Source organism: Streptomyces sp. NPDC089915 (assembly GCF_040684675.1).
In the GTDB taxonomy this organism is placed as follows: domain Bacteria; phylum Actinomycetota; class Actinomycetes; order Streptomycetales; family Streptomycetaceae; genus Streptomyces.
Genome location: NZ_JBFBGN010000014.1, coordinates 1 through 26438, shown reverse-complemented (window position 1 = coordinate 26438; position 26438 = coordinate 1). Strand labels below are relative to the sequence as shown.

Here is a 26438-nt window from a genome sequence, read left to right as displayed (position 1 = left end):
GCCGCGACGGCCTAGGAGGCGGAGTCGAGGAGGGAGCCCATCCACTCCTCGATGCCGGCCACCGTGCGCGGCAGGGCGCCCGACATCAGCCTGGCCCCGTCGGAGGTGATGACGAGGTCGTCCTCGATGCGCACGCCCATGCCGCGCAGTTCGGCGGGGAGGGTCTCGTCGTCCGGCTGGAGGTAGAGGCCCGGTTCGACGGTGAGGACCTGGCCCTCCTCCAGTACGCCGTCCAGGTAGGCGTCGGCGCGGGCCCGGGCGCAGTCGTGGACGTCGAGGCCGAGCATGTGGCCGCTGCTGCACAGGGTGTAGCGCCGGTGCAGATCGCCTTCGGCGTCCTTGAGCACGCCCCACTCGGCGAGGCCCTCGGCGATGACCCGCATGCCCGCCCGGTGGAAGTCGCGGAAGCGCGCGCCGGGCCGCAGGGCGGCGATGCCCGCCTCCTGGGCCGCCAGCACCAGCTCGTAGACCTGCTTCTGGACGGGGGAGAAGCGCCCGGACAGCGGCAGGGTGCGGGTGATGTCGGCGGTGTACAGGGAGTCGGTCTCCACACCCGCGTCCAGCAGCAGGAGTTCGTCCCGGTTCAGCCGGCCGTCGTTGCGGATCCAGTGCAGTACGCAGGCGTGGGCGCCGGAGGCGGCGATGGTCTCGTAGCCGAGGCCGTTGCCCTCGGCGCGCGCCCGCAGGTTGAAGACCCCCTCGATCCAGCGTTCGCCGCGCGGGTGGGCCAGGGCGCGGGGCAGGGCCCGTACGGCGTCCTCGAACCCGGCGGTGGTGTGGTCGACGGCGAGCTGGAGCTGGTCGACCTCCCAGGCGTCCTTGACGAGGCGCAGCTCCGAGAGGGCGGCGGCCAGTTCGGGATCGGTCGAGGCGTCGCGGCCGGTGGGGGAGCCGAGGGCGTCGAGGTGGGCGCAGCGCAGGCCGGTGAGCCGTTCGGCCTCGGCCAGGTCGGGGCGGCGGCCCACCCAGAACTCGCCGTAGCGGCGGTCCCGGTAGAACTCCTCGGTGCCGTCGGAGCGGTCGGAGCGGGGGCGCAGGTAGAGGACGGGCTCGTGGCCGTGCGGGCCGGCGGGCTCCAGGACCAGGACGTGCCCGACCTGGTCCTCGCCCGTCAGCCCGGTCAGCCAGGCGTAGGCGCTGTGCGGGCGGAAGCGGAAGTCGCAGTCGTTGGACCGGACCCTCAGCCCGCCGGCCGGGACGATCAGCCGTTCCCCGGGGAAGCGCGCCGAGAGCCGGGCGCGGTGGGCGGGCGTGACCTCGTACGCGGTCACCCGGGAGCCGGCCGGCAGCGGCGAGGGTGTCCAGTTCCCTGCCATGAAGCGGGACAACTCGGCTGATACCGGCAGGTCATGGCTGCCGGTGTTCAGGCGCGAGGAGGTGTCGGTCACGGAGGCTCCCTCAAGAAGGACTGAACTGGGGGGCGCACAGGTCTTGCCAGTGCAATTTCACATTACTATGTTACAGCTCACACCGCGGCACATTAATCCCCGTCAAACGCCGTGTGAAGCAGGGCAGTTCACGCACCACTACCCCCACCTCCCTTCCCACAGGAGCATCAAGGTGTCCCAGCACAGAGCTGTGCGTACGTCTCTCCTCTCCGCCGCCGTCACGGTCACCCTCCTCGCCACCGCCGGCCAGGCGATGACCCAGGCCGCGGAGCGGGGCACCCCCGCCGCGAAGCCCGCCGCGTCCGCGCCCGCCGCCTTCGCCGCCGGCCCGGCCGCCGCGCCGAACCCCTTCGACGAGGTCGACCGCCTGGCCGACGCCAAGCAGCTCGCCCCGGCGCCCGCCCCGGCCCCCGGCGGCAAGTCCGTGGCCGACAACCGCGTGCCCGGCGCCGCCGACGCGGCCCCCGCCGCCGACAAGAGCCGCAAGGCGGCCACCGCCCAGGCCGCCCCCACCGCCAAGTCCCTCGCCGCGGGCGTCCCCTGCACCCTTGACGGGATCACGGGCCTCGGCCCGGAGCAGTTCGCCGACTTCCTCGCCGACCCGGCCGTCACCGCCGACGGCTGCCTGCGCGGCCTCATATGGACCTGGGACGCGCGCCTGGCGCCCGTCATGTCCGACGCGCACGTCCAGGCCGTCTCCCGGCGGATATCCAGCCTGGCCGCCGCGCACGACGGCCGTGACTCCTCCCACCTGGAGGAGATGTTCACCTACCTGCACGCCGTGGCCTACCACGACTACTCGCGCACCGAGATCGACGTCACCGACGCCCCCACCGTCGACGCCATGCGCCAGGCCATCGCCGACTTCGGCAACGCGGCCCACACCTTCGACGTCACCGCCTCCAACGCCCGCACCCTGCGCGAGGCCCTCTACGCGGGCAGCGCCCCCGGCCTGCGCCAGCACCAGATCGGCCTGATCAAGAAGGTCCTGGCCGCCCTGGACGCCTCCCACCCGGCCACCAACCAGGACGCCTCCTGGGGCGGCGCCGCCCTCGCGGCCCTCTCCGTCAACTACCTGGGCGTCTACCCGGGCAACAACGACGCCGCCTTCCAGGCCGCCGTCAAGGCCGACCCCGGCTACCGCGGCCTCTTCAAGGCCTTCGCCGGTTACACCCACCTCAAGGGCGGCGCCAACGCCTGGGCCGCCCGCGACGCCCTCGGCGAGTACGGCCGCTTCGGCCAGGTCGACGGCCTCAAGGACCAGATCACGGCCGACCTCGGCGCCCTGCTCGAACCGGTCAGGTCCAGCTGGGGCAACGGCAGCGAGCAGTGGGCCAAGCTGGTCTCCTGGCTCAACTTCTACGAGGCCTGCAAGCCGTACGGGGTGTGCAAGGAGGACATCGAGAAGCAGCTCTTCCCGAACACCTACACGTACGACAACGGCGGCATCAAGGTCCGCACCGCCCTCGACCGGGCCACCGTCGACCAGCTCTACTACGCGAGCAAGCAGGTCAAGACCCAGTTCCACCGCGTCCTGGGCACCGACCAGCCGCTCGCCGGGGACCCCAACAGCACCCTGAACATCGTGCTCTACGCCTCGCGCGCCGACTACGAGAACTACCACCCGATCCTGACCGGGTACGGCACCAACAACGGCGGCATCTACATCGAGAACGGCGCCACCTTCTACACCTACCAGCGCCGCGTCCCGCAGGACTCCTCCCTCACCCTGGAAGAGCTCTTCCGCCACGAGTACACGCACTACCTCAACGGCCGCTTCGCCGTCCCCGGCACCTTCGGCCAGGGCGACTGGTACCAGGGCGACCGCACCACCGCCATGGACGAGGGCACCGCCGAGTTCTTCGACGGCTCCACCCGCGACAACGGCATCGCCGTCCGCAAGTCCCTGGTCAAGGGCATCATCAACGACACCGCCGGCGGCGGCCCGCGCATGACGATCGACCAGCTCCTGCACGCCACCTACGACGGCGACGGCTTCCGCTTCTACAACTACGCGGGCACCTTCTTCGAGTTCCTGTGGACCGAGAAGCCCTCGCTGCTGCGCGAGATGTACGGCTACCAGCGCGCCAACGACGTCGCCGGCTTCGACGCCTGGCGCAACCGCATGGGCGCCGACACCTACCTCCAGCGCGACTACAACCGCTTCCTGGACGCCCAGATCGCCAAGGTGGACCAGCTCTACGTCCCGAACACCACCTTCACGGCCAACGACCAGCTGCGCGACTCCGCCCTCGCCTCGGTGAAGTCCTCCTTCGCCTCGGCGACGTACAACACCCCGGACTGCGTGGAGAACGGCGACCCCGGCAAGCGCCGCTTCACCTGTACGGGCCGGATCACCGCCAACCTGAAGAACTGGCGCAGCGACGACCAGAACTTCAAGGACATGTCCGAGACGGTCGACTACTTCCTGCTCGACCGGGCAGGGGCCGCCTCCAACAACCTGGCGGACATGAACTGCTCCTTCGGGCCGCTGGAGATCTGGGACAACAAGGCCGCGGGCACCTCCTCCTACAGCTGTGAGGGCCCCCTCCGCAGCTGACCGCGCGCCCGGGCCGGTTCCGAGACCCGCGGGGGGCGGAACCGGCCCGGGCCACCCCGGGCGACCCTAGGCACCATCAAAAGAATGTGACATATTACTGACATGGACGTCGTGATCATCGGCGCCGGCGTCGTCGGGGCCGCGTGCGCGTACTACGCGAGCCGCTCCGGTCTCTCCGTGACGGTGGTGGACCGGGGCCCCGTGGCCGGCGGCACCACCGGAGCGGGCGAGGGCAACCTGCTCGTCTCCGACAAGGAGGCGGGCCCCGAACTCGACCTGGCCCTCCTCTCCGCCCGCCTCTGGCGGGAGCTGTCCGCCGAACTCCCCGGGACCGTCGAGTACGAGCCCAAGGGCGGGCTGGTGGTGGCACCCGACGAGACCACCCTCAAGGCCCTGCGGCACTTCGCGGAGGGCCAGCGGGCGGCCGGGGTCGTCTCCGCCGAGGCGGACCCGGCGGCCCTGCGCGAGCTGGAGCCGCACCTCGCCCCGGGCGTGGCGGGCGGTTTCCACTACCCCCAGGACGCCCAGGTCCAGCCGGCCCTGGCGGCGGCCCACCTGCTGAAGGCCTCGGGCGCCGAGGTGCACCTCGGCGAGGAGGTCACCGGGATCCTCCTGGAGTCCGGCACCGTCCGCGGCGTGCGCACCTCCCGCCGGACGCTGCGGGCCCCGGCGGTGGTCAACGCCTCGGGCACCTGGGGCGGCCGGATCGCCGAACTCGCCGGGACGGCCCTGCCCGTCCTGCCCCGCCGGGGCTTCGTCCTGGTGACGGAACCCCTCCCGAGGGTGGTCCGGCACAAGGTCTACGCCGCCGACTACATCGCGGACGTGGCCAGCGACTCGGCGGCCCTGCAGTCCTCGGCGGTGGTCGAGGGCACCCCCTCGGGCCCGGTCCTGATCGGTGCCACCCGTGAGCGGGTCGGCTTCGACCGCACCCTCTCCACGGACGCCCTGCGCCGCCTCGCGGGCCAGGCCGCCGCGCTCTTCCCGGTCCTGGCGGACGTCAGGGTGATGCGCGCCTACCACGGCTTCCGCCCCTACCTCCCCGACCACCTCCCGGCGATCGGCCCGGACCCCCGGGTACCCGGCCTGCTCCACGCCTGCGGGCACGAGGGCGCCGGCATCGGCCTGGCCCCCGCCACGGGCCTGCTGATCGCGGCCGCCCTCACCGGCACCGCCCCGCCCCTGCCGCCCGCCCCCTTCCGCCCGGACCGCTTCGCGTCGTGAGCACCCGCACCGACGACGCCCCCACCCCCCCCGAGGAGCCCTCTGATGCGCAGCCCCCGCGAGCTGGTCGGCGGCGGCCCGGCGGCCGTGTACCCGATCGGCTTCGACGGCCGTGAACTGCCCGCCCAGGAGGGCCAGTCCATCGCCGCCGTCCTCTGGGCGGCCGGGATCCTCTCCTGGCGCACCACCCGCGAGGGCGGCGCCCCGCGCGGTGCCTTCTGCGGGATCGGCTCCTGCTACGACTGCCTCGTCACCGTCAACGGCCGCCCCAACCAGCGCGCCTGCCTCGTCCCGGCCCGCCCCGGCGACACCGTCACCACCCAGGAAGGCACCGGCCATGCCGACCTCGCCCGCTGACCACCCGGCCCCGGCCGACCCCGCCGCTCCCGCCGACGTCGCCGATCTGGCCGTCGTCGGTGCCGGGCCGGCCGGGCTCGCGGCCGCCGTCGTCGCCGCCGGGTTCGGGCTGCGGGTCGTCCTCCTCGACACCGCCGATCGCCCCGGCGGCCAGTACTACCGCCACCCCGCCGAGGCCCTCGGCGCCGCCCGGCCCGAGGCCCTGCACCACGACTGGCGGGCCTTCGCCGCGCGCGAGGCCGCCCTGCGCGCCCAGCAGGCGGCGGGCCGGGTCACGTACCTGCCCCGGCACCACGTGTGGACGGTGGTCCCGGACGGCGGACACCGGCTGCTGCACGCCGTCGCCGGCCACGCCCCCGACGAGACGGCGGTGACCGTCCGGGCGCGGGCCGTGCTGCTCGCCACCGGCGCCTACGAGCGCCAGCTGCCCTTCCCCGGCTGGACCCTTCCCGGGGTGGTCGGGGCCGGCGGCGCCCAGGCCATGCTGAAGGGCGGCCTCGTCCTGCCCGGCCGCCGCGTGGTGGTGGCCGGCAGCGGTCCGCTCCTCCTCGCCGTGGCCGGCTCCCTCGCCGCCGCCGGGGCGAGCGTCCCGGCCGTCGTGGAGGCCGCCTCCTACACCGCGTACGCCCCCCAGGCCCCCGCCCTGCTCCGCAACCCCGCCAAACTCGCCGAAGGCGCCGTGTACGGGGGCGCCCTGCTCCGCCACGGCATCCGCCTGCTCACCCGGCACGCCGTCACCGAGGCGCACGGCACCACCCGCGTCGAGGCCGTCACCCTCGCCCGCCTGGACCGGGACTGGCGGCCGCTGCCCGGCACCGCCCGCCGGATCCCCTGCGACGCCCTCGCCGTGGGCCACGGCCTGGTGCCCCAGCTGGAACTGGCCACCGGCCTCGGCTGCGCCACCCGCCGCGCCCCCGACGGCACGGTCGCCCTGGAACTGGACGCGGCCCAGCGCACCTCCGTCCCCGGCGTCTGGTCCGCCGGTGAGACCGGGGGCATCGGCGGCGCCCAACTGGCGCTCACCGAGGGGGAGATCGCCGCCCACGCGATCGCTGGCCGGCCGGTCCCCGCCGCCCTGACCCGGCGCCGCGCCCGGCTTCGGGCCTTCGCCGGAGCGATGGCCGCCGCGCACCGCCCCGGCTCCGGGTGGACCGGCTGGCTGCGCGAGGAGACCGACGTGTGCCGCTGCGAGGAGGTCTCCGCGGGCCGGATCCGCGAGGCGGCGCAGGAGCTGGGCGCGCGGGACGCCCGTACGGTCAAACTCCTGACCCGGGCCGGGATGGGCTGGTGCCAGGGCCGGATGTGCGGTCCGGCGGTGGCCGCCCTGGCGGGCGAGGCCCCCGCGCCGGACCGGCGCCCGCTGTCCTGCCCGGTCCCGCTGCGCCAGCTCGCCGCCCTGCCCCCGTCGCGGCCGGACCCGTCAGAGCCGGACCCGTCGGACCCGTCACAGCCGGACCCGGCCCCGCCGGTCCGCTGAGCGCCCCGCGGCCCCAACTTCCTTTTACCAACCCCTGACCGGCCCTTGTGGCCGATCCACACCCACTAGTAAAATGTCACACACCACACTAGGGAGTCCTCCATGACCGACGCGCCCACCCCCGCGCCCTCCACCACCCCCGACACCCGCACCCGCCCCTGGCACGGCATCATGGTCGCCACCGCCCTGCCCCTGCGCGCGGACCTCACCGTCGACTACGACGCCTACGCCGAACACGTCGCCTGGCTGATCGCCAACGGCTGCGACGGCGTCGTCCCCAACGGCTCCCTCGGCGAGTACCAGACCCTCACCGACGAGGAGCGGGCCCGTGTCGTGCGCACCGCCGTCGAGGCCGCCGGCGACGGCGCCCGCGTCATGCCCGGCGTGGCGGCGTACGGCAGCGCCGAGGCCCGCCGCTGGGCCGAGCAGGCCGCCGAGGCCGGCGCGGGCTCCGTCCTGCTGCTGCCGCCCAACGCCTTCCGCGCCGACGAGGAGACCGTACGCGCCCACTACGCCGAGGTCGCCGGGGCCGGACTGCCGGTGGTCGCGTACAACAACCCGTACGACACCAAGGTGGACCTGACCCCCTCCCTCCTCGCGCGCCTGCACGCCGACGGCAGCATCGTCGCCGTCAAGGAGTTCAGCGGGGACGTCCGCCGCGCCTACGAGATCGCCGAACTCGCCCCGGGCCTGGACCTGCTCATCGGCGCCGACGACGTCCTCCTCGAACTGGCCCTGGCCGGCGCCGTCGGCTGGATCGCCGGCTACCCCAACGCCCTGCCCCGGTCCTGCGCCGCCCTCTACCGGGCCGCCGTCGCCGGTGACACCGCCACCGCCCTGCCGCTCTACAAGGCCCTGCACTCGCTGCTGCGCTGGGACTCCAAGACCGAGTTCGTCCAGGCCATCAAGCTCTCCATGGACCTGGCCGGCCGCCCCGGCGGCGCCACCCGCCCCCCGCGCTTCCCGCTCACCGGGGAGATCGAGGCCGCCGTGCGCGCCGCGACCGAGAAGGCCCTCGCCGAGGGCCTCAACTAAACAGTCCGGTACGGACGAGCCAGCACGAACCAGCGACCGGCCGGAGGGGCGACCTGATGCGCACACGCCACGTCTACCACGCGGTGGACTCCCACACCGAGGGCATGCCGACCCGGGTGATCACCGGGGGAGTCGGGGTGATCCCCGGCGCCACCATGGCGGACAAGCGGCTCCACTTCATGGAGCACATGGACCACGTCCGCACGCTGCTCATGTACGAGCCGCGCGGCCACGCGGCGATGAGCGGTGCGATCCTCCAGCCGTCCACCCGGCCCGACGCCGACTTCGGCGTGCTCTACATCGAGGTGTCGGGCCTGCTGCCCATGTGCGGGCACGGCACCATCGGGGTGGCCACGGTCCTGGTCGAGACCGGCATGGTCCCGGTCGTCGAGCCGGTCACCACGGTGCGGCTCGACACCCCGGCCGGGCTGGTGAGCGTGGACGTGCGCGTCGAGGACGGCGCTGCCACCGCCGTCACCCTCACCAACGTCCCGTCCTTCTGCGCCGGCCTCGACCTGAAGGCCGAGGTCCCCGGCTTCGGCACCGTCACCTACGACCTCGCCTATGGCGGGAACTTCTACGCCTTCGTCGAACTGGACGCCCTGGGCCTGCCCTTCGACCGGACCCGCAAGGACGACCTGATCGCCGCCGGGCTCGCCGTCATGGACGCGGTCAACGCCTCACCGGACCGGCCCGTCCACCCCGAGGACCCCGCCATCGCCGGCGTCAAGCACGTCTACCTCGCCGCCCCTGGCTCCGACGCCCGCCGCTCCCGGCACGCCATGGCCATCCACCCCGGCTGGTTCGACCGCTCGCCCTGCGGCACCGGGACCAGCGCCCGCATGGCCCAGCTGCACGCGCGGGGCCTGCTGCCCCTGGACACCGACTTCGTCAACGAGTCCTTCATCGGCACCGAGTTCACCGGCCGCCTGATCGGGGAGGCCGTCGTCGGCGGCCGTCCCGCCGTCGTCCCGACGGTCACCGGCCGGGCCTGGATCACCGGCACCGCCCAGTACTTCCTCGACCCGTCCGACCCCTTCCCCGGAGGGTTCCTGCTGTGACCGCCCCGACCACCGTGCGCACGGTCGACTACCACACCGCCGGCGAGCCCTTCCGCATCGTCGACACGTCCGCCGGGGGAATGCCACCCGTCCCCGGCGACACCGTCGCCGAGCGCTGCGCCACCGCCATCGGCCCCGGCGGCTCGGGGACCGCGCCGCGCCGCGGCCCGCTGGACGAGGTGCGCCGGCTCCTGGTCCAGGAGCCGCGCGGGCACGCCGGCATGTACGGCGGCTTCGTGGTGCCCCCGGACGACGACGGGGCCCACTTCGGCGTGCTGTTCTGGCACAAGGACGGCTACTCCACCGCCTGCGGCCACGGCACCATGGCGCTGGGCGTCTGGGCCGTGGACTCCGGCCTGGTCGCGGCCCCCGACGAAGGGGACGTCCAGGTGCGCGTCGACGTCCCCTCGGGCCGGGTCGCCGCCACCGTCCACCGGGCCCGGGGCCGCACCACCGGGGTCACCTTCCGCAACGTCCCGGCCCGCGTGGGCGCCCGGAAGGTCCCGGTGGCCACCACCCTGGGCGTCGCCGAGGTGGACATCGCGCACGCCGGGGCCTGCTACGCCTCCGTCTCCGCCCGCGACCTCGGCCTGGAGGTGACCCGCGCGGCGCTGCCCGAGCTGGTCCGGGCCGGACGGGAGATCCGCGCCGCCCTCGCCACGCACCCGGCGACCTGGCACCCGGACGGCCCGCTGCTCTCGGGCGTCTACGGGGTGGTCCTTTACGAGGAGCTGCCCGACACCCCGTTCGGGCCGCACCAGCGCAACGTCACCGTCTTCGCCGACGGGCAGATCGACCGCTCGCCCTGCGGCTCCGGCACCTCCGCCCGGCTCGCGCTGCTGGCCGAGGACGGCCGGCTGGGGGCGGGGGAGGACCTGCTGCACGAGTCGGTGACGGGCACGGTGTTCACCGGCCGGATCCTCGCCGACGGGGTCACCGAGGTCACCGGCACCGCCTACCGCACGGGGGAGCACGCCTTCACCGTCGACCCGTCCGACGCCCTCGGCGCGGGCTTCCTGCTGTGACGGGCCTCCTCCAGCTGGACGCCGCACGGACGGCGGGAGCGCTCACCACCGCCGGGGCCGCCGACGCCCTGGCCGGCGCCCTGCGCGCCGGCCTGGACCCAGAGGCCTGCCCGCGGCGCACCGGGGTGCCCGTCCCCGGGGGCGAACTCCTGCTCATGCCGGCCGCCTCGGGCGGGTACGCCGGGGTGAAGATCGCCGGGGTGGCCCCGGGCAACCCGGCGCTCGGGCTGCCCCGGATCACCGGCAGCTACCTCCTGCTGGACGGGCCCACCCTGCGCCCGCTGGCCCTCCTGGACGGCGCCGCCCTGACCGCCCTGCGCACCCCGGCGGTCTCCGTCCTCGCCCTGCGCCACCTCACCGTCCCGGGGCGTCCGCTGCGGCTGGTGCTCTTCGGCTCGGGACCGCAGGCGTACGGGCACCTCGAAGCGGTGCTGGAGCTGCGGGAGCTCGCGGAGGCGGTGGTGGTGGCCCGCGACCCGGGCCGCGCCGGGGCGCTGGCGGCGCACGCCCGGGCGCTGGGCGTCCCCGCCCGCACCGGCACGGCCAGGGACGTGGAGGGGGCGGACCTGGTGCTGTGCTGCACCACCGCCCGCGAGCCGCTCTTCGACGGGCGGCTGGTGGCCCCGGGAGCGGTGGTCGTCGCCGTCGGCTCCCACGAGCCGGACGCCCGGGAGACGGACACCGCCCTCGTGCGACGCGCGGCGGTGTACGTGGAGTCGCGGGCCGCGGCGCTGCGCGAGGCGGGGGACCTGCTGATCCCGGAGGCCGAGGGGGCGATCGGTCCCGGTCATATCAGCGGCACCCTGGCCGACCTGGTGGCGGGACGCAATTGCGCGAGCGCGAGGCCGAGTTGTCCACAGCTCTTCAAGAGCATGGGCATGGCCTGGGAAGATCTTGCCGTAGCGGTGGCGATCTACCACGCGACCGGGGCGAACGGCGAAACGTGACATTGTACGCTGTTGCTCCGCACGTCGGTGGTGTGCGGGGTCTCGGAGGAAGAGCAATGGGTGACCTGAAGCAGCACAGTCTCATCAAGGCCCAGGAGCGGCTGCGCGACCAGGTCGGCCATGCCCTGCGGGCCGCGCTGATAGCGGGCGAGCTGCGCCCGGGCAGCGTCTACTCGGCGCCCGGCCTCGCCGCCGAGCTCGGCGTGTCGGCCACGCCCGTGCGCGAGGCGATGCTGGACCTGGCCCGCGAGGGCCTGGTCGAGCCGGTCCGCAACAAGGGCTTCCGGATCACCGAGGTCAGCGAGCGCGACCTCGACCAGTACACCGAGCTGCGCACGATGATCGAGGTCCCGACGATCGGCCGGATCACCCGGACCGCCACGCGGGAGCAGCTGGAGGAGCTGCGCCCGATCGCCGAGGAGATCGTCAGCAGCGCCCGCGAGCACAACCTCATCGGGTACCTGGAGGCCGACCGCCGCTTCCACCTCAGCCTGCTCGCCCTCGCGGGCAACGAGCGCCTGGTCGAGACGGTCGGCGACCTGCGCAAGCGCTCCCGGCTGTACGGGCTGACGGGTCTGGACGAGGCCGGCAAGCTGGTCTCCTCCGCCGAGGAGCACCTGGAGCTCCTGGACCTGATGCTGACCGGCGACGCGGAGGCGGCCGAGGCGTGCATGCAGCGCCACCTCGGCCACGTCCGCTCCCTGTGGGCCCAGGGCCGCGACGAGCCGGTGGGCCGCACCCAGGGCGGCCTCGGCTCCGGCCTCTAGGGGCCGTCCCACCACGCACGGAAGCCGCCGGGTGACCACCCGGCGGCTTCCGCGTGTTCCGGGCCGGCGGCGGGCGGTGGCGGGCGGTGAGGCCCAAGTCCCGCTCCACAGGCCCGATTTGGACACGGCTGGATAACGGCGGCGACAAGGGGTTGTCAGTACAATTTCACATTACTATGTTACCGGTCACACCCTAAAGCGCCCCGGACGGCGCGCCCTTCCCTGGAGTGACCCATGACCAAGCGCACGCAACTCGCCCTCGCCACCGCCCTGGTGGCGACGCTCGCACTCGGCGCCTCGGGCTGCTCCGACCCCAAGAAGGCCGCCGAGGGACACGGCTCCGCCAACCCCGCCGCCGCCAACGACGGCAAGACCCTCGGCGGCACCCCGGTGAAGGGCGGCACCCTCACCGTCCTGTCCAACCAGGACTTCTCCCACCTCGACCCCGCCCGCAACTGGGTCATGCCGGCCATGGACTTCGGCACCCGCCTGCTCTACCGCACGCTCGTCACCTTCAAGGCCGAGCCCGGCAAGGGCGGCAGCGAGCTCGTCCCCGACCTCGCCACCGACCTCGGCACCCCCTCCAACGGCGGCCGCACCTGGACCTTCACCCTCAAGGAGGGCCTGAAGTACGAGGACGGCAGCCCGATCAAGGCCCAGGACGTCAAGTACAACGTCGAGCGCTCCTTCGCCCCCGACCTCACCGGCGGCCCCGACTACGCCGCCCAGTACCTGGCCGGCACCGAGGGCTACAAGGGCCCCCTCCAGGGCCGGCACCTCGACTCGGTCAAGACCCCCGACGACCGCACGATCGTCTTCGAACTCAAGCGCCCCGTCGCCGAGTTCTCCCAGACCGCCACCCTCCCCACCTTCTCCCCGGTCCCGCAGTCCCAGGAGAAGGGCACCCAGTACGACGCCCGCCCGTTCTCCTCCGGCCCGTACAAGGTCGAGACGTACGAGCGCGACAAGAAGCTGGTCCTCGTCCGCAACGAGCACTGGGACCAGAAGACCGACATCGTCCGCAAGGCCTACCCGGACAGGTTCGTCGTCGTCATGGGCCTCAAGGGCGGCCAGATCGACGACCGCATCATCGCCGGCGAAGGCGCCGACGCCTCCGCCATCGAGTACTTCAACATGCGCCCCGAGAGCGCCCCCAAGGTCCTGCCCAAGCCCGAGGTCAAGGCCCGGCTGCTCGCCGAGTCCCAGGGCTGTACGACCATGCTCCACCTGAACAACTCCCGCGCCCCCTTCGACGACCCCAAGGTCCGCGAGGCGATGCAGTACGCGGTCGACAAGGACGCCGTCATCACCGCCGCCGGCGGCCCCGCCCTCAACGAGGTGGCCACCGCCTACCTGCCCCCGGCCCTCACCGGCGGAAAGCAGGCCGACACCCTCAGGATCCCGGCCTCCGGCGACCCCGCCAAGGCCAAGGAACTCCTCAAGGCCGCCGGCAAGGAGCACCTCAAGGTCTCCCTCTCCGTCTCCACCGGGGACAAGGCCAAGGCCGAGGCCCTCCAGCAGGGCCTGGCCCGGGCCGGCGTCGAGGTCGTCATCGACACCGTCGACCCCGGCGCCTACTACGACGTCATCGGCGACCTCTCCACCACCCCCGACATGACCTACACCGGCTGGTGCCCCGACTACCCCTCCGGCTCCACCTGGATCCCCTTCGTCTTCGACGGACGCACCATCAAGGACAAGGGCAACCAGGGCAACTACGCCCAGTTCCGCGACGAGGCCACCATGAAGCGGATCGACGAGATCAACGCCATGGCCGACGCCAAGCAGGCCAACCAGGCCTGGATCGACCTCGACGCCGAGATCATGAAGAAGGCCCCGTCCGTCCCGGTCCTCCTGGAGCGCAAGCCGCTGCTCGTCGGCCCCAACATCGCCGGCGCCTACGGCCACCCCGTGTGGACCGGCACCGTCGACTACGGCACCGTCGGCCTCAAGGACCCCTCGAAGAGCCAGGGCTGAGGAATCCGGGACCGGAAGACACCATGACCACCACCGCACCCGGCGCCGCCCCCGGGGCGGCCCCGGCCGGGGAACCGGCCCAGGGCCTCCCCCCGGGCAGCAGCCCCTGGCAGCTCGCCCGGCGGGAGCTGCGCCGCCGCCCCGCCGTCCGCGTCAGCCTCTGCGTCGTCCTGCTCTTCGTGCTGATGGCCCTGACCGCCCCCTGGCTGGGCGCGCTCGGCGGCTGGTCCCCCGAGGAGTTCGACAAGGCCGCCGTCGACCCCTACCTCGGCGGCCAGCCCCTCGGCCCCCTCGGCGGGATCAGCCCCGAGCACTGGCTCGGCGTCGAACCCGTCACCGGCCGCGACCTGTTCGCCCGCGTCGTCCACGGCGCCCAGGTCTCCCTCCTCATCGCCTTCGCCGCCACCGCCATCGTCGTCCTCGCCGGCACCGCCGCCGGCATCGCCGCCGGCTACTTCGGCGGCCGCACCGACGCCGTCCTGTCCCGGCTGATGGACCTCACCATGTCCTTCCCCTCCCTCATCTTCATGATCGCGATGCTGTCGGTGGCCAAGGACGTCAACCGGATCGTGCTGATGACCTCCGTCATCGGACTCTTCGGCTGGCCCGGCGTCGCCCGCGTGGTCCGCGGCCAGACCCTCTCCCTCAAACACCGCGAGTACGTCGACGCCGCCCGCGTCGGCGGATCCGGGGCCTGGCGGATCCTGACCCGCGACATCCTCCCCGGCGTCTCGGGCCCCGTCATCGCCTACACCACCCTGCTGATCCCCGGCATGATCAGCACCGAGGCCGCGCTCAGCTACCTCGGCGTCGGCGTCCGCCCGCCCACCCCCTCCTGGGGGCAGATGATCGCCGAGTCCGTGGCCTTCTACGAGACGGACCCGATGTACTTCGTCATCCCGAGCGTCTTCCTCTTCCTCGCCGTCCTCGCCTTCACCCTCCTCGGCGACGCCCTGCGCGACATCCTCGACCCGAGGGGCGGCCGCAGTTGATCCTCTACCTGCTGCGCCGGCTGCTCGCCCTGGCCGGGGTGCTCCTGGCCATCGCCGCCGTCACCTTCCTGATCTTCTACGTCCTGCCCAGCGACCCGGCCGCCGCGGCCTGCGGCAAGACCTGCAGCCCCGAACGGCTCGCCGACGTCCGCGCCTACCTCGGCCTCGACCAGCCCCTCTGGGAGCAGTTCACCCACTTCCTCACCGGCATCTTCACCGGCCGCACCCTCGGCACCGGCCAGTACGCCGTCCAGTGCGACTTCCCCTGCCTGGGCTACTCCTACGAGAACTCCCTGCCCGTCTGGGACCTGCTCATGGACCGCCTCCCCGTCTCCGCCTCCCTCGCCTTCGGCGCCGCCCTGCTGTGGCTGCTCCTCGGCCTGGGCGCCGGGGTCACCGCCGCCCTGCGCAAGGACACCGCCACCGACAAGGCGCTGATGGTCGGCGCGGTCGCCGCGGCCTCCCTGCCCGTCTACTTCACCTCCGTCATGCTCATCTACGGGGTGATCCGGATCGCCGGACTGCTGCCCTACCCCAGCTACCACGAGCTCACCGCCGACCCGCTCGGCTGGGCCGGCAACCTGCTGCTGCCCTGGACCGCCCTCGCCCTGCTCTACGCCGCCATGTACGCCCGGCAGAGCCGCGGCTCGATGATCGAGGCGATGGCCGAGCCGTACATCCGCACCGCCCGGGCCAAGGGCATGCCCGAGCGGACCGTCGTCGTCAAGCACGGCCTGCGCTCCGGGATGACCCCGATCCTCACCATCTTCGGCATGGACCTCGGCGGCCTGCTCGCCGGAGCCGTGATCACCGAGTCCATCTTCGGGCTCCCCGGCATCGGCCGGCTCTTCTACGGCGCGCTCGTCAGCTCCGACCAGCCCGTGGTCCTCGGGGTCACCCTGCTCGCCGCCTTCTTCATCGTCGTCGCCAACCTCGTCGTCGACCTCCTGTACGCCGTCATCGACCCGAGGGTGAGGTACTGATGACCGCCCCCGCCGCCCCCCTGCTCGAAGTCCGCGACCTCGGCGTCACGTTCGCCACCCCGCGCGGCACCGTACGGGCCGTGGACTCCCTCGGCTTCACCGTCGAGGCCGGCCGCACCCTCGGCATCGTCGGCGAGTCCGGCTCCGGGAAGTCCGTCACCTCCCTCGCCGTCATGGGCCTGCACCGGACCGGCGCCGAGGTCACGGGCTCCGTCAGGCTCGCCGGACAGGAGCTCACCGGACTCACCGAGAAGCAGCTCGCCAAGGTCCGCGGCCGGAAGATCGCCATGATCTTCCAGGACCCGCTGTCCAGCCTGCACCCCTACTACACCGTCGGCGAGCAGATCGCCGAGCACTTCCGGGTGCACTTCCGCGCCGGACGGGCCGCCGCGCGCAAACGCGCGGTCGACATGCTCGGCGAGGTCGGCATCCCCGAACCGGCCCGCCGGGCCGGGGAGTACCCGCACCAGTTCTCCGGCGGCATGCGCCAGCGCGCGATGATCGCCATGGCCCTGGCCTGCGAGCCCGACCTGCTCATCGCCGACGAACCCACCACCGCCCTCGACGTCACCGTCCAGGCGCAGATCCTGGAGCTGATCGCCCGCCTCCAGCAGGAGCGCGGCCTCGGCGTCGTGATGATCACCCACGATCTGGGGGTGGTGGCCCGGGTGGCCCACGAGGTGCTGGTCATGTACGGCGGCCGGGCCGCCGAACAGGCCCCCGTCGAGGACCTGTTCGCCGACCCCGCCCACCCCTACACCCGGGGCCTGCTCGACTCGCTGCCCCGCCTCGACAGCGCGGACGACGTCCCGCTGCCGTCCATCCCCGGCTCCCCGCCGTCCCTGCTGAGCCCGGCCCCCGGCTGCGCCTTCGCCCCGCGCTGCGCGGTCGCCGCCGCGGCCCCGGCCGAGGACGCGGGCCGCTGTACGGGCGAGCGGCCCGGGCTGCGCCCGTACGGCTCCTCCGGCCGGCTGGCCGCCTGCCACTTCGCCGGCGCGGTGCCCGCTGCCGCCGCCCCCGCCCCGGAGGTGTCCCGATGACGGCCCCGGCCACCCGCCCGAACCCCGCCCCCGGACGCGAGGGCCCGCCGGCCGCGCCGCTGCTGAGCGTCCGCGACCTGACGATGACCTTCCCCGGCAAGCGCACCCTGACCGGGCGCCGCTCGGCGCCGGTGCGGGCCGTCGACGGGGTCTCGTTCGACCTGGAGGCCGGGCAGACCCTCGGCCTGGTCGGCGAGTCCGGCTGCGGGAAGTCCACCACCGGCCGGATGCTGGTGCGGCTGCTGGAACCCACCTCCGGCAGCGTCGAGTTCGAGGGCCGGGACATCAGCCGGCTCTCCCAGAGGGCCCTGCGGCCCCTGCGCAGGAACATCCAGATGGTCTTCCAGGACCCGCACTCCTCCCTCAACCCCCGCCAGACGGTGGCCCGGATCATCTCCGACCCGCTGCTGGTCCAGGGCTGGAGCGCGGCCGACGCCCGGCGCCGGGCCGCCGAGCTGATGGAGCTGACAGGCCTGATCCCCGAGCACATCGACCGCTACCCGCACGAGTTCTCCGGCGGCCAGGCCCAGCGCATCGGGATCGCCCGCTCGCTCGCCACCAGCCCCCGGCTGGTCATCGCCGACGAGCCGGTCTCCGCGCTGGACGTCTCCGTCCAGGCGCAGATCGTCAACCTGATGGAGCGGCTGCGCGCCGAACTGGGCCTGGCCTACGTGTTCATCGCGCACGACCTGTCGGTGGTCAAGCGGGTCAGCGACCGGGTCGCGGTGATGTACCTCGGCCGGATCGTCGAGATCGGGGACAAGGGCTCCCTGTACGAGAACCCGCAGCACCCGTACACCCGGGCGCTGCTGTCCGCCGTCCCGCTGCCCGACCCGGCGGCGGAGCGGCGGCGGGAGCGGATCGTGCTGCTCGGCGACCCGCCGAGCCCGGCCGCCCCGCCCCCGGGCTGCACCTTCCATCCGCGCTGCCCGAAGGCGCAGGAGATCTGCCGCACCGAACGGCCGCTGCTGCGGCTCGCCGCCTCACGAGAGGTGGCCTGTCACTTCCCGGGTGACTGACGGGGATCACGGGAAGAAGGGAGGGCCCCGCGGACGGCGACGTCCGCGGGGCCCTTCCGGTGTTCGGGGGCTACGCCAGTTCGCGGCGGAAGAACTCCAGCTCCAGCGCCATGATCTTCTCCCGGGCCCCGCCGGGGGTCATGTGCGTGACTCCGGGCAGCGCCAGCAGCTGGTGCGGGCGGCCCGCGTCGGTGAGGGCCTGCGAGAGGCGCAGGGTGTGGGAGGGGTGGACGTTGTCGTCGGCCAGGCCCGTGACCAGCAGCAGCGGGCGGGTCAGCCGGGGCGCGTCGGGGATCAGGGAGTCCCGCTCGTACACGTCGTCCGATGCGGGCTGGTCCTGGGGCAGGCCGAGGTAGCGCTCGGTGTACGCCGTGTCGTAGTGCCGGAAGTCGGTCGGCGCGGCCCCGGCGGCCGCCGCGTGGAAGACGTCCGGGCGGCGCAGCACGGCCATCGCGGCCAGGTAGCCGCCGTAGGACCAGCCGCGGACGCCGACCCGGCCGAGGTCGAGGTCGGGGTGGCGGGCGCCCAGCGCGCGGAGGGCGGCGACCTGGTCGTCGAGGGTGACTTCGGAGAATCCCCGGTACATGGCGTGGGTGTGGGCGGGGGAGACGTTCGCGGTGCCCCGGTTGTCGACGGTGACCACGGCGAAGCCCTGGTCGGCCCACCACTGGCGGTGCTGCCAGCGGCGGGGTTCGGCGCTGACGTCCTGGGCGCCGGGGCCGCCGTAGCTGTCCATCAGGACGGGCAGGCGCCGGCCGGGGACGTGGCCGCGGGGCAGCACCAGGGCGGTGGGGATCCCGTGCTCGGTCACCCGCTCCAGGGCCGGGACCACCCGGTAGGGCAGCGGCGCGGAGAGGTCGCGGGGGCCGAGCTCGCGGCCGTCGGCGGTGCGCAGGGTGCGGCGGACGCCGTCGGCGTCGGCTGAGGTCAGCAGCAGGTGTCCGGCGGCCGCGGCGGTCACGGTGTGCACGCCGGGGCCGTCGGCGAGCGGGGTGAGCTTGCCGGTGGCCGGGTCCAGGAGCAGGACCTGCTGCTCGGAGGGGTCGCGCAGGGCGGCCTCCAGCAGCAGGAGTTCGCCGTGGGTCCCGGCCACGGCGCGGACCTGGACGTCCGCGCCGGTGAGCGGCTCGCCGTCGACGGCGAGGCCCCGCGCGGCCCCGTCCGCGACGTCCGCGGAGGTCAGGACGCGTCCGTCGGGCAGCCGGGCGGGGGTGCCGGGGAGGGGGTCGACCCACAGCGGGTGGGTGGTGCGCGAGAGTGCGCGGGTGCGGCCGGTGGCGGGGTCGGCGGTGAGGAGGAGCACGTTCTGCTGGAGGCGGTCCTGGACGGTCAGCAGGATCTCGTCCTCGGACTCCCAGCCGGCGTCGGAGACGTAGGGGAAGGCGGCGGCGTCCCAGTCGAGGCGCACGCGGCCGCCGTCGGGGCCCAGCACCCACAGCTGGACGTCGGCGTTGGGGCCGCCCGCCTCGGGGTAGGCGAAGTCCTCGGCCGGGAGTTCGGGGTGCGCGGGGTCGGCGAACCAGCGGCGCTGGAGGGCGCTCTCGTCCACGCGGGCGGCGAGCAGGGTGACCCCGTCGGGGGACCACCAGTGGCCCCGGGTGCGGTCGAGCTCCTCGGCGGCGGCGAATTCGGCGACGCCCCAGCGGGCCCCGTCGGCGGGGCTGAGGCGGCCGCCGGGGGAGGTGTGCAGGACGTCGTCCGCGACGTAGGCGATGCGCGAGCCGTCGGAGTTGGGGCGCGGGTCGAAGGCGGGGCCGGCGGTGGGGACCGGGACGGGGGAGCCGCCGCGGGCGACCTCGTAGAGCCGTCCGTGGAGCGGGAAGACGGCGCGCAGCCCGTCGCCGGAGAGCGCGTACGAGCCGATCCCGGCGGCCACGAGGCGGGTGCGCTCGCGCAGCCTGCGCTCGGTGACGGGGAGGGTGCCCGGCTCGGGCGAGAGGACGCGGGGGTCGGCGAGCAGGGTCTCCGCGCCGGTGGCGGTGTCGAGGACCCAGAGCCCGTCGACGGCGTCGGTGGGGCCGGTGGAGCGCAGGAACCAGAGGAGTCGGCCGCCGTCGCCGAAGGAGAAGGCGCGGGGCGAGCCGTGGGTGAAGCGGGCCGTGGCGGCGGATTGCCTGAGGAGATCGTCCATGATCTTAGTGTGGCATGTGAAATATCACATGGCCTAGCCCATTCGAGTGGTGACCCTTGGGGCGCGGGCGTAGCGTCGACGAGTGGACCCGAACGCATCGCCGCACAGCACCGGGACCGACGGCACGGTCCGAGGGAACGGCAAGGGGAACGGGAACGGGCTGGCCCTGTTCGTGATCGCTTCCTGCCAGCTCATGGTCGTCCTCGACATCACGATCGTGAACATAGCCCTTCCGCACATCCAGACGGCACTGGATTTCTCCACCGAGAGCCTGTCCTGGGTCGTCAACGCCTACACGCTCACCTTCGGCGGGCTCCTCCTGCTGGGCGGCCGCACCGGGGACATCCTCGGCCGCAAGCGCGTGTTCGTCTTCGGGGTCCTCCTCTTCGGACTGGCCTCCCTGCTCGGCGGACTCGCCCAGAACGCCGGCCAGCTGATGGCCGCCCGGGCCTTCCAGGGCGTCGGCGGCGCCATCGCCTCCCCGACCGCCCTCGCGCTGATCACCACCACCTTCCGCGAAGGGCCCGCGCGCAACCGGGCCTTCGGGGTCTTCGCCGCCGTCTCCGCGGGCGGCGGCGCCATCGGGCTGCTCGCCGGCGGCCTGCTCGTCGAATGGCTCAACTGGCGCTGGGTCCTCTTCGTCAACGTCCCCATCGCCCTGGTCATCGCCGTGATGGCCCGCCGGGTCCTGCGCGAGTCGCAACGCCACCCCGGGCACTTCGACCTGGCGGGCGCGCTGCTGGGCACCTGCGGCATGGTCGCGCTGGTCTACGGGTTCATCCGGGCCTCCCAGGACGGCTGGTCCGACCCCTTCACCCTCGGCTCCTTCGGCGCGGCGGTGGTCCTGCTCACCCTGTTCATCGTCAACGAACGGCGCTCCCAGCAGCCCATCACCCCGCTGCACATGTTCGCGGATCGCAACCGGGCCGGCACCTACGGCATCATGCTCTTCCTCGCCTGCGCGATCTTCGGCATGTTCTTCTTCCTGACCCTCTTCGTGCAGAACGTCCTCGGCTTCAGCCCGCTGCGGGCCGGACTCGCCTTCCTGCCCGTCAGCGTCATGGTCGCCGTGTCGGCCACGTTCACCTCCCGGCTGCTGCCCCGGTTCGGGCCCAAGCCCTTCATGGTCGCGGGCGCGCTGTGCTGCGCGGCCGGACTGGCCTGGCTGACCCGGATCGACGTCCACTCGACCTACCCGGGCAGCGTCCTCGGCCCGATCATCGTGTTCGCCACCGGCATGGGCATGCAGTTCGTCTCGCTGACCCTGATGGCCCTGTCCAACGTGCCCGACCGCGAGTCGGGCGCGGCCTCCGGACTCCTCAACTCCATGCAGCAGGTGGGCGGCTCGCTCGGCCTGTCGATCCTCGTCACCGTCTTCGGCACCGCCAGCCGGGGCGAGGCCAAGGACCAGGCCCTGGCCTTCGTCCGCGACTCCACCCCCGAGCAGAAGGCCTTCTTCGCCCGCACCCACCAGTTCCCCAAGCCCTGGTCCGACCTGGTGCTCACCTCCGGCGTGAACGCGGCCTTCGTCGCGGCCGCCGCCTTCACCCTGGTCGGCGCGCTGATCGCGGTGTTCGCCGTCCAGGTCCGGCCCTCCGACCTGGCACGGCTCCAGGGCAACCACACCCCGGCGGGCATCCCGGGGGAAACCGGCGGGTAGTGTCGCCTGGTCATCGAACACCGGGGGGAAACCGATGCTCCGCACCATCCTGCGCGGCGCCGCCGTGACGGCCGTGACCGTCACCCTGGCGGCGCTCACCGTCTCCTGCGGCGACGAGGGCGAGGCCGGCCACCGGCCGAAGGCCGCCTCCGCCGCGCTCGCCGCCTCCGCCTCCGCGGCCGCGGACCAGGACCCCCCGGCCCCGCCCCCGCAGCCGGAACGGGTCCGGGACGCCTTCGCCGGGCTCCAGGCCACCCTCGGCGACTCCTGCACCCCGGCCAACTGCGCCTACCTCCTCGGCCGGGTCCACGACGAACTCCACCGCGTGGAGCGCGCTATGAGGGCCGACCCCAAGGGCCCCGGCCACTTCCCCGAGCCGATCGCCCTGATCGCCCGGCTGGACCGGGAGCTGGGCGCCGACCACGGCGTCGAGAACCTCAAGCGGCACCAGCCCGCGGTGTTCGGCGCCCGGGACGAGATCAACACCTGGATGCAGGACCACCCCGACGACTACCGCTGACCCCGCCCCGCACGCGACTCACGCTCCACGGGGCGGATCCGGCAGCGCATCGGGCCCATGGCCCGCAGGGTGATCCCGGCGCTCAGCGGCACCTCCGTGTCCACGGTCTCGATCTCGTACTCCCGCAGGAGCATCGCCAGCGCGATCACCGACTCCAGCATCGAGAAGTGCTGGCCGATGCAGGCGCGCGGGCCGCCCCCGAACGGGAACCAGGCGTAACGGGGCCGGGCGGCCTCGGCCTCCGGGGTGAAGCGGTCCGGGTCGAAACGGTCCGGGTCACTCCAGTAACCGGGGTGGCGGTGCGTCACCCAGGGGGCCAGGATCACCGTGGCGCCCGCGGGCACGGCGTGGCCGTCGATCTCGGTGGCGGCCACCGCGTTGCGGCCGAACACCGGCGCGGCCGGATACAGCCGCATCGCCTCCTTCAGCACCCGCGTGAGGTACGGCAGCCGTTCGAGGTCGGCGGCCTCCGGCGTACGGCCGCCCAGAACGCGTACGGCCTCCTCGCGGGCCCGGGCCTGCTCCTCGGGGTGGCGGCCCAGCAGGTGCAGGGCGAAGGCCAGGGAGGTGGCGGTCGTCTCGTGCCCGGCCAGCAGGAAGATCAGCACCTGGTCGCGCAGCTCGGCGGCGTCGAAGGCCGCCCCGTCCGAGCCCTGCGCCCCGGCGAGCAGGGTCAGCAGGTCCTCGCCGGGCTCCCCGTCCGGCCCGGCCGTCCCGTTCGCCCGCCGCTCGGCGATGATCCGGTCGCAGACCCCGTACAGCTCCTCCGTCGCGGCGGCCGCCCGCCGGTTGCCCGGGGTCGGCCAGCTGCGGGGGGAGTTGAGCGGGGAGTAGCCGCGGCGCAGGACGTACTCCGTGATGACCGGGAAGCAGCGGTGGACCACGTCCACGGTGGCGTCCGTGTCGGCCCCGAACAGGATGCGGGACACCGCGCGCAGCGCCAGGTGCATCATCTCGTCCGACACGTCGACGATCCCGTCCCGCGCCCGCGCCCAGGAGGCCAGGGTGGCGGCGGTCTCCTCCGCGACCGCCCCGGCGTAGCCGTCCACCCGCCTGCGGGTGAACAGCGGCTGCACCAGCCGGCGCTGGCGCAGGTAGTCCGCGTCCTGGGCGGTCAGCAGGCCGTTGCCGAAGGACTCGCGGATCTCCTCGTAGAAGGGGTTGTCCTTGCGGAAGTTCGCCGCCTCCGAGGCGAGCACCTGCTGGGCGCCCTCGGCGGAGAACACGCAGTACATCTCCATGCGCAGTCCGGGCGGGCCGACGTCGATCCGTACCACGTCACCGTGGCGCCGCTGGGCGCGCAGATAGGTGCCGAGGGCGTCGGCCTTCAGCTCCAGCAGTGATCCGAGCAGCGGGTTCCCCTCCATCGAGGGGAACCCCGCTCCCCCGCCCACGCCCGTACCCGTGCTCGTCCGTGCTGCCATGCCGCCCCCTCGACTCCGTACCGACCAGGGGATTCTGCCGTCCGCCCGCCCTTGCGGGCGAGCGCCGGCCGGACGACGTCCGGATACCGACCACCGCTTGGCCCGTGGGCTACTTGTCGCAGGCGATGCCGTCCTTGTCCCGGTCGAGGGCGTCGCGGTAGCCGGGCTGGCCGCGCCGGATGGGAGCGGCCCCGGCGGCCTTCGCGGCGTCGCAGTTCTTGTAGTAGACGGAAGCGGAGTCCGCCGCCTTGTCCTGCGTCTTCTCCGGCGCCGGGTACGCCGGGGCGTTCGAAGGCTCGGCCGCCGGCGCGGGCACGGACGGCTTCCCCGCCGGCCTGGAGGCGGCTCCGGCGGGCGCGGTCTGCGTACCCGAGGGTGACGCGGAGGCCGACGGGCCCGGCGACGGCGAGGCCGAAGGGGAGGTAGAGGGGGAGGCCGTGGGCGAGGCGCTGGGCCTGGCGCTCGCGCCCCCCTTCCCCGGAGCCCCGTCCTCACAGCCCGCGAGCAACAGCACGACGGCGCCCACGGCCCCCGCCACGGCGACCATCCGACGATGCGACACGACAACCCCCCGAGACCAACATCCGAAATCGCCGCAGCCTACGCGTACGGGCGGTTGCGGAACAGGCCGTGTCGAGTCATATTCCAACGGCACGTACGCGCCCGGGATCAGGCCGGGCCGCCAAGCCCCTCCGCGAGGGCGCCCAACGAGATCGGCGCGCGCGGGGCGGGCAGTTCGGCCAGCTTCGCGCGCCGGGCGTGGTCCACCAGGTGCTCGGGCTCCAGGGCGGCCACCACCGCGCGGACGTGGTCCAGCATCCCCTTCGCCGCGGCCAGCACGGCGGCGTCGTCCAGCGGCCGGGTCTCCACCGCCATGCCCTTCGCCGTCAGCTTCTGGAGGCTGCGGAACAGGTCGCCCTTGTGGACCTCGCGGACGGTCAGCGACAGGTGCGCCGACAGCCCCTCGCTGCCGACCGCCTCGTGGGCGAACCCCCGGGGGATGTACAGGACCTCGCCGGCGCGCAGGGTGGTCCGCAGCACCTCCGCCGGCGGCTCGCCCTCGACCCGGCCGTGCTCCCAGTTCCCGTCCGCGGGCCCCTCGGCGACGTGCCAGGACTTGGCCCCGTTCAGCTGGACGACCAGGACGTCGGCGTCGTCGCGGTGCAGGGGGACGCCCTGGGTGCCGGGGGGCGTCACGAAGCAGAACGCCTCGACCGCGAGCCCCAGTTCGGCCGACAGCCGCGCGAGCAGGTCGCGGGTCGGGCCGTGCCACTGGTCGACCCGGCGCATCAGCAGGGTCGCGCCCTCGTCGAGCAGGGCCCGGACCCGGCGCTCGTCGGCGAAGCCCCCGTGCCGGGCCTGGTTGACCGTTCGGGGCGCCAGGTAGGCCTCGCGGCCCAGCGGCTCCTCGGCGCGGGCCATCTCCAGGTAGGGCTCGGACAGGAAGCCGGTGGCGAGCGCCGCGTCGACGTCGGCCAGGGTGAACGGGCTGTGCGCGCCGCCCTCGGGCCGGAAGACGCCCGGGCGCCGTCGCCAGTACGCGGCGGCGAAGTCGTCGGGGTCGCCGACCCACGCGGCCAAAGTCGGAGAATGCACGGTCCCTCTTTCCTCTCGCTGGTTCTTCCTCACAGGCGCGGGAGCGTCCCGAGGAGCAGGCGCCGCCGGGTCTCGGAGACCCGCACCTTCCCGCTGGTGGTCAGGGGCAGCCCGCCCCGGGGCAGCAGGACGACCTCGGAGACGTACAGGCCGAGCGCGTCCGCGAGCCGCCGCCGCGCCCCGGCGGCCAGCTCGGCGGGCGGGGGCGCACCCGGACCGCCGGCCACCTCCGCGACCAGGCAGACCCGGCCGCCGGGCTCCCCGCCGCCACCTCCGCCGCCACCTCCGCCGCCGTCACCGCCTCCGGCGTCCGCCTCCGGGTCCGTGACGCGGAAGGCGGCGCAGCGGCCCGGGCGCAGGCCCGGCACCTCCTCGCAGGCCGCGAGGACGTCCGCCGGGTAGAAGTTGCGCCCGTGGTGGACGAGGACGTCGTCGGTCCGGCCCACCACGAACAGGTGGCCGTCGTGCACGAACCCCCGGTCGCCCGTCGCGTGCCACACCGCCCGCCGGCGCGCGGCGGGCCAGTAGCCGCGGAACAGCTGCGGCCCCCGGACGACCACCTCGCCCAGGTGCGGGCCGCCGCCGCGCCCCGGGGACCGGGGCCGTACCCGGACCTGCGTGCCCGGCAGCGGGGTCCCCGAGGAGAGCAGGACCGTGGTCGGCGTCCCCGGGACGGCGGCCTCCACCCTCCCGGCCCGCAGGGCCGCGGTGCCCACGGCCAGCCGGGCCGGCGGGCTGTCCGGGGTGGACGCGGTGACGGTGAGCGTGGCCTCCGCCATGCCGTACGAGGGGCACAGGCTCGCGGGGGAGAACCCGGCGGCGGCGAACCGCGCCGCGAACCGCTCGGCCGTCCCGGCCCGCACCACCTCGCCCGCGCTGCGCGCCACCCGCCAGCGGCGCAGGTCGAGCCGGTCCAGCTCCTCGTCGGTGACCTTGCGGGCGCACAGGGCGTACGCGAAGTCGGGCGCGCTGGACAGGGTCCCGCCGTGCTCCGTGACGGCCGAGAGCCAGGCCCCCGGGCGGCGGACGAAGGCCTCGGGCGCCATCAGCACGGAGGCGTAGCCGCTGAACAGGGGCCGCAGGACGCCGGTGACCAGCCCCATGTCGTGGTGGAGCGGCACCCAGGTCACGGCCACGTCGCCGCGGTGCTCGCCGTAGACGCGGGCGGCCTGCGCACAACTGGCGTGCAGCGCCCGGTGGCTGATGACCACCCCCTTGGGGGTCCCGGTCGAGCCGGAGGTGTACTGGAGGAAGG

At 74.0% G+C, this 26438-nt stretch carries 22 protein-coding genes; 16 read left to right on the top strand and 6 right to left on the bottom strand.

Translation table 11 applies throughout. The features are described 5' to 3' along the window. Positions 1–11: 11 nt before the first annotated feature. Entirely contained in the window at positions 12–1388 is a 1377-nt protein-coding gene (locus tag AB0O29_RS06935) for an aminopeptidase P family protein (RefSeq protein ID WP_365147263.1), read from the bottom strand. A 172-nt stretch (positions 1389–1560) separates the two neighbouring features. Between AB0O29_RS06935 and AB0O29_RS06930 the strand changes: the two genes are divergently transcribed. The 14 genes from AB0O29_RS06930 (at position 1561) to AB0O29_RS06865 (ending at position 17852) form a co-directional block, all read left to right on the top strand. Continuing rightward, positions 1561–3948 (top strand): collagenase, encoded by a 2388-nt coding sequence (locus AB0O29_RS06930; RefSeq protein ID WP_365147260.1) that lies wholly within the window; start codon positions 1561–1563, stop codon positions 3946–3948. Between the two features lie 102 nt (positions 3949–4050). Beyond that, positions 4051–5172, top strand: a complete 1122-nt coding sequence (locus AB0O29_RS06925; RefSeq protein WP_365147257.1) for an FAD-dependent oxidoreductase — start codon at positions 4051–4053, stop codon at positions 5170–5172. 42 nt (positions 5173–5214) lie between these two features. Continuing rightward, positions 5215–5529, top strand: a complete 315-nt coding sequence (locus AB0O29_RS06920) for a (2Fe-2S)-binding protein (protein WP_365147406.1) — start codon at positions 5215–5217, stop codon at positions 5527–5529. Beyond that, positions 5510–7006, top strand: coding sequence for an FAD-dependent oxidoreductase (locus tag AB0O29_RS06915; RefSeq protein WP_365147254.1), 1497 nt, complete (start codon positions 5510–5512; stop codon positions 7004–7006). The genes AB0O29_RS06920 and AB0O29_RS06915 overlap by 20 nt, the downstream gene beginning before the upstream one ends. 102 nt (positions 7007–7108) lie before the next feature. Then, positions 7109–8041: a dihydrodipicolinate synthase family protein gene (locus AB0O29_RS06910; protein ID WP_365147251.1), complete on the top strand. Its 933-nt coding sequence runs from the start codon at positions 7109–7111 to the stop codon at positions 8039–8041. 56 nt (positions 8042–8097) lie between these two features. Continuing rightward, positions 8098–9102: a proline racemase family protein gene (locus tag AB0O29_RS06905; RefSeq protein ID WP_365147248.1), complete on the top strand. Its 1005-nt coding sequence runs from the start codon at positions 8098–8100 to the stop codon at positions 9100–9102. Further along, positions 9099–10127 carry a proline racemase family protein gene (locus tag AB0O29_RS06900; protein ID WP_365147245.1) on the top strand — a complete coding sequence of 343 codons (1029 nt, stop codon included), beginning with the start codon at positions 9099–9101 and terminating at the stop codon, positions 10125–10127. The genes AB0O29_RS06905 and AB0O29_RS06900 overlap by 4 nt, the downstream gene beginning before the upstream one ends. Next, positions 10124–11074 (top strand): ornithine cyclodeaminase family protein, encoded by a 951-nt coding sequence (locus AB0O29_RS06895; protein WP_365147242.1) that lies wholly within the window; start codon positions 10124–10126, stop codon positions 11072–11074. The genes AB0O29_RS06900 and AB0O29_RS06895 overlap by 4 nt, the downstream gene beginning before the upstream one ends. Positions 11075–11130: 56 nt before the next feature. Then, complete coding sequence (locus AB0O29_RS06890; protein ID WP_365147239.1) at positions 11131–11841, top strand: GntR family transcriptional regulator; 711 nt, start codon at positions 11131–11133, stop codon at positions 11839–11841. Between the two features lie 234 nt (positions 11842–12075). Continuing rightward, the gene (locus AB0O29_RS06885; RefSeq protein ID WP_365147236.1) at positions 12076–13818 is read left to right on the top strand and encodes an ABC transporter substrate-binding protein; all 1743 of its coding nucleotides are present in this window, start codon (positions 12076–12078) and stop codon (positions 13816–13818) included. A 23-nt stretch (positions 13819–13841) separates the two neighbouring features. Continuing rightward, positions 13842–14810 (top strand): ABC transporter permease, encoded by a 969-nt coding sequence (locus AB0O29_RS06880; RefSeq protein ID WP_365147233.1) that lies wholly within the window; start codon positions 13842–13844, stop codon positions 14808–14810. Beyond that, a complete protein-coding gene (locus tag AB0O29_RS06875; protein WP_365147230.1) occupies positions 14807–15793 on the top strand; it encodes an ABC transporter permease in 987 nt (328 codons plus the stop codon). Before AB0O29_RS06880 ends, AB0O29_RS06875 begins: the two co-directional genes overlap by 4 nt. Further along, the gene (locus tag AB0O29_RS06870) at positions 15793–16833 is read left to right on the top strand and encodes an ABC transporter ATP-binding protein (RefSeq protein ID WP_365147227.1); all 1041 of its coding nucleotides are present in this window, start codon (positions 15793–15795) and stop codon (positions 16831–16833) included. Before AB0O29_RS06875 ends, AB0O29_RS06870 begins: the two co-directional genes overlap by 1 nt. Then, positions 16830–17852, top strand: coding sequence for an oligopeptide/dipeptide ABC transporter ATP-binding protein (locus AB0O29_RS06865; protein ID WP_365147224.1), 1023 nt, complete (start codon positions 16830–16832; stop codon positions 17850–17852). Before AB0O29_RS06870 ends, AB0O29_RS06865 begins: the two co-directional genes overlap by 4 nt. A gap of 70 nt (positions 17853–17922) precedes the next feature. Here the strand turns inward: AB0O29_RS06865 and AB0O29_RS06860 are convergent, their stop codons facing one another. Beyond that, the gene (locus AB0O29_RS06860) at positions 17923–19983 is read right to left on the bottom strand and encodes a prolyl oligopeptidase family serine peptidase (RefSeq protein ID WP_365147221.1); all 2061 of its coding nucleotides are present in this window, start codon (positions 19981–19983) and stop codon (positions 17923–17925) included. Between the two features lie 82 nt (positions 19984–20065). Here AB0O29_RS06860 and AB0O29_RS06855 point away from each other — a divergent pair, with 82 nt between their 5' ends. Then, positions 20066–21643: an MFS transporter gene (locus tag AB0O29_RS06855; protein WP_365147218.1), complete on the top strand. Its 1578-nt coding sequence runs from the start codon at positions 20066–20068 to the stop codon at positions 21641–21643. 34 nt (positions 21644–21677) lie between these two features. After that, positions 21678–22163, top strand: coding sequence for a hypothetical protein (locus AB0O29_RS06850; RefSeq protein WP_365147215.1), 486 nt, complete (start codon positions 21678–21680; stop codon positions 22161–22163). On the opposite strand, the gene AB0O29_RS06845 is transcribed toward AB0O29_RS06850, so the two are convergent. The 4 genes from AB0O29_RS06845 to AB0O29_RS06830 all read right to left on the bottom strand — a co-directional run. Then, complete coding sequence (locus AB0O29_RS06845; protein WP_365147212.1) at positions 22154–23587, bottom strand: cytochrome P450; 1434 nt, start codon at positions 23585–23587, stop codon at positions 22154–22156. The two genes, AB0O29_RS06850 and AB0O29_RS06845, sit on opposite strands and share 10 nt — an antisense overlap. A gap of 109 nt (positions 23588–23696) precedes the next feature. Further along, entirely contained in the window at positions 23697–23903 is a 207-nt protein-coding gene (locus AB0O29_RS06840; RefSeq protein ID WP_365147209.1) for an excalibur calcium-binding domain-containing protein, read from the bottom strand. Between the two features lie 353 nt (positions 23904–24256). Next, positions 24257–25183, bottom strand: coding sequence for a cupin domain-containing protein (locus AB0O29_RS06835; protein WP_365147206.1), 927 nt, complete (start codon positions 25181–25183; stop codon positions 24257–24259). A 29-nt stretch (positions 25184–25212) separates the two neighbouring features. Continuing rightward, positions 25213–26438, bottom strand: a 1226-nt coding sequence (locus AB0O29_RS06830) for an AMP-binding protein (RefSeq protein WP_365147203.1), incomplete at its 5' end; no start/stop codon positions are given.

Excerpts from the sequence above, each read along its gene's own strand:
- AB0O29_RS06925 (WP_365147257.1), top strand. The coding sequence starts at position 4,051 with ATGGACGTCGTGATCATCGGCGCCGGCGTCGTCGGGGCCGCGTGCGCG.
- AB0O29_RS06915 (WP_365147254.1), top strand. The coding sequence starts at position 5,510 with ATGCCGACCTCGCCCGCTGACCACCCGGCCCCGGCCGACCCCGCCGCT.
- AB0O29_RS06845 (WP_365147212.1), bottom strand. The coding sequence starts at position 23,587 with ATGGCAGCACGGACGAGCACGGGTACGGGCGTGGGCGGGGGAGCGGGG.
- AB0O29_RS06885 (WP_365147236.1), top strand. The coding sequence starts at position 12,076 with ATGACCAAGCGCACGCAACTCGCCCTCGCCACCGCCCTGGTGGCGACG.
- AB0O29_RS06880 (WP_365147233.1), top strand. The coding sequence starts at position 13,842 with ATGACCACCACCGCACCCGGCGCCGCCCCCGGGGCGGCCCCGGCCGGG.
- AB0O29_RS06905 (WP_365147248.1), top strand. The coding sequence starts at position 8,098 with ATGCGCACACGCCACGTCTACCACGCGGTGGACTCCCACACCGAGGGC.
- AB0O29_RS06910 (WP_365147251.1), top strand. The coding sequence starts at position 7,109 with ATGACCGACGCGCCCACCCCCGCGCCCTCCACCACCCCCGACACCCGC.
- AB0O29_RS06890 (WP_365147239.1), top strand. The coding sequence starts at position 11,131 with ATGGGTGACCTGAAGCAGCACAGTCTCATCAAGGCCCAGGAGCGGCTG.
- AB0O29_RS06850 (WP_365147215.1), top strand. The coding sequence starts at position 21,678 with ATGCTCCGCACCATCCTGCGCGGCGCCGCCGTGACGGCCGTGACCGTC.
- AB0O29_RS06860 (WP_365147221.1), bottom strand. The coding sequence starts at position 19,983 with ATGGACGATCTCCTCAGGCAATCCGCCGCCACGGCCCGCTTCACCCAC.
- AB0O29_RS06870 (WP_365147227.1), top strand. The coding sequence starts at position 15,793 with ATGACCGCCCCCGCCGCCCCCCTGCTCGAAGTCCGCGACCTCGGCGTC.
- AB0O29_RS06865 (WP_365147224.1), top strand. The coding sequence starts at position 16,830 with ATGACGGCCCCGGCCACCCGCCCGAACCCCGCCCCCGGACGCGAGGGC.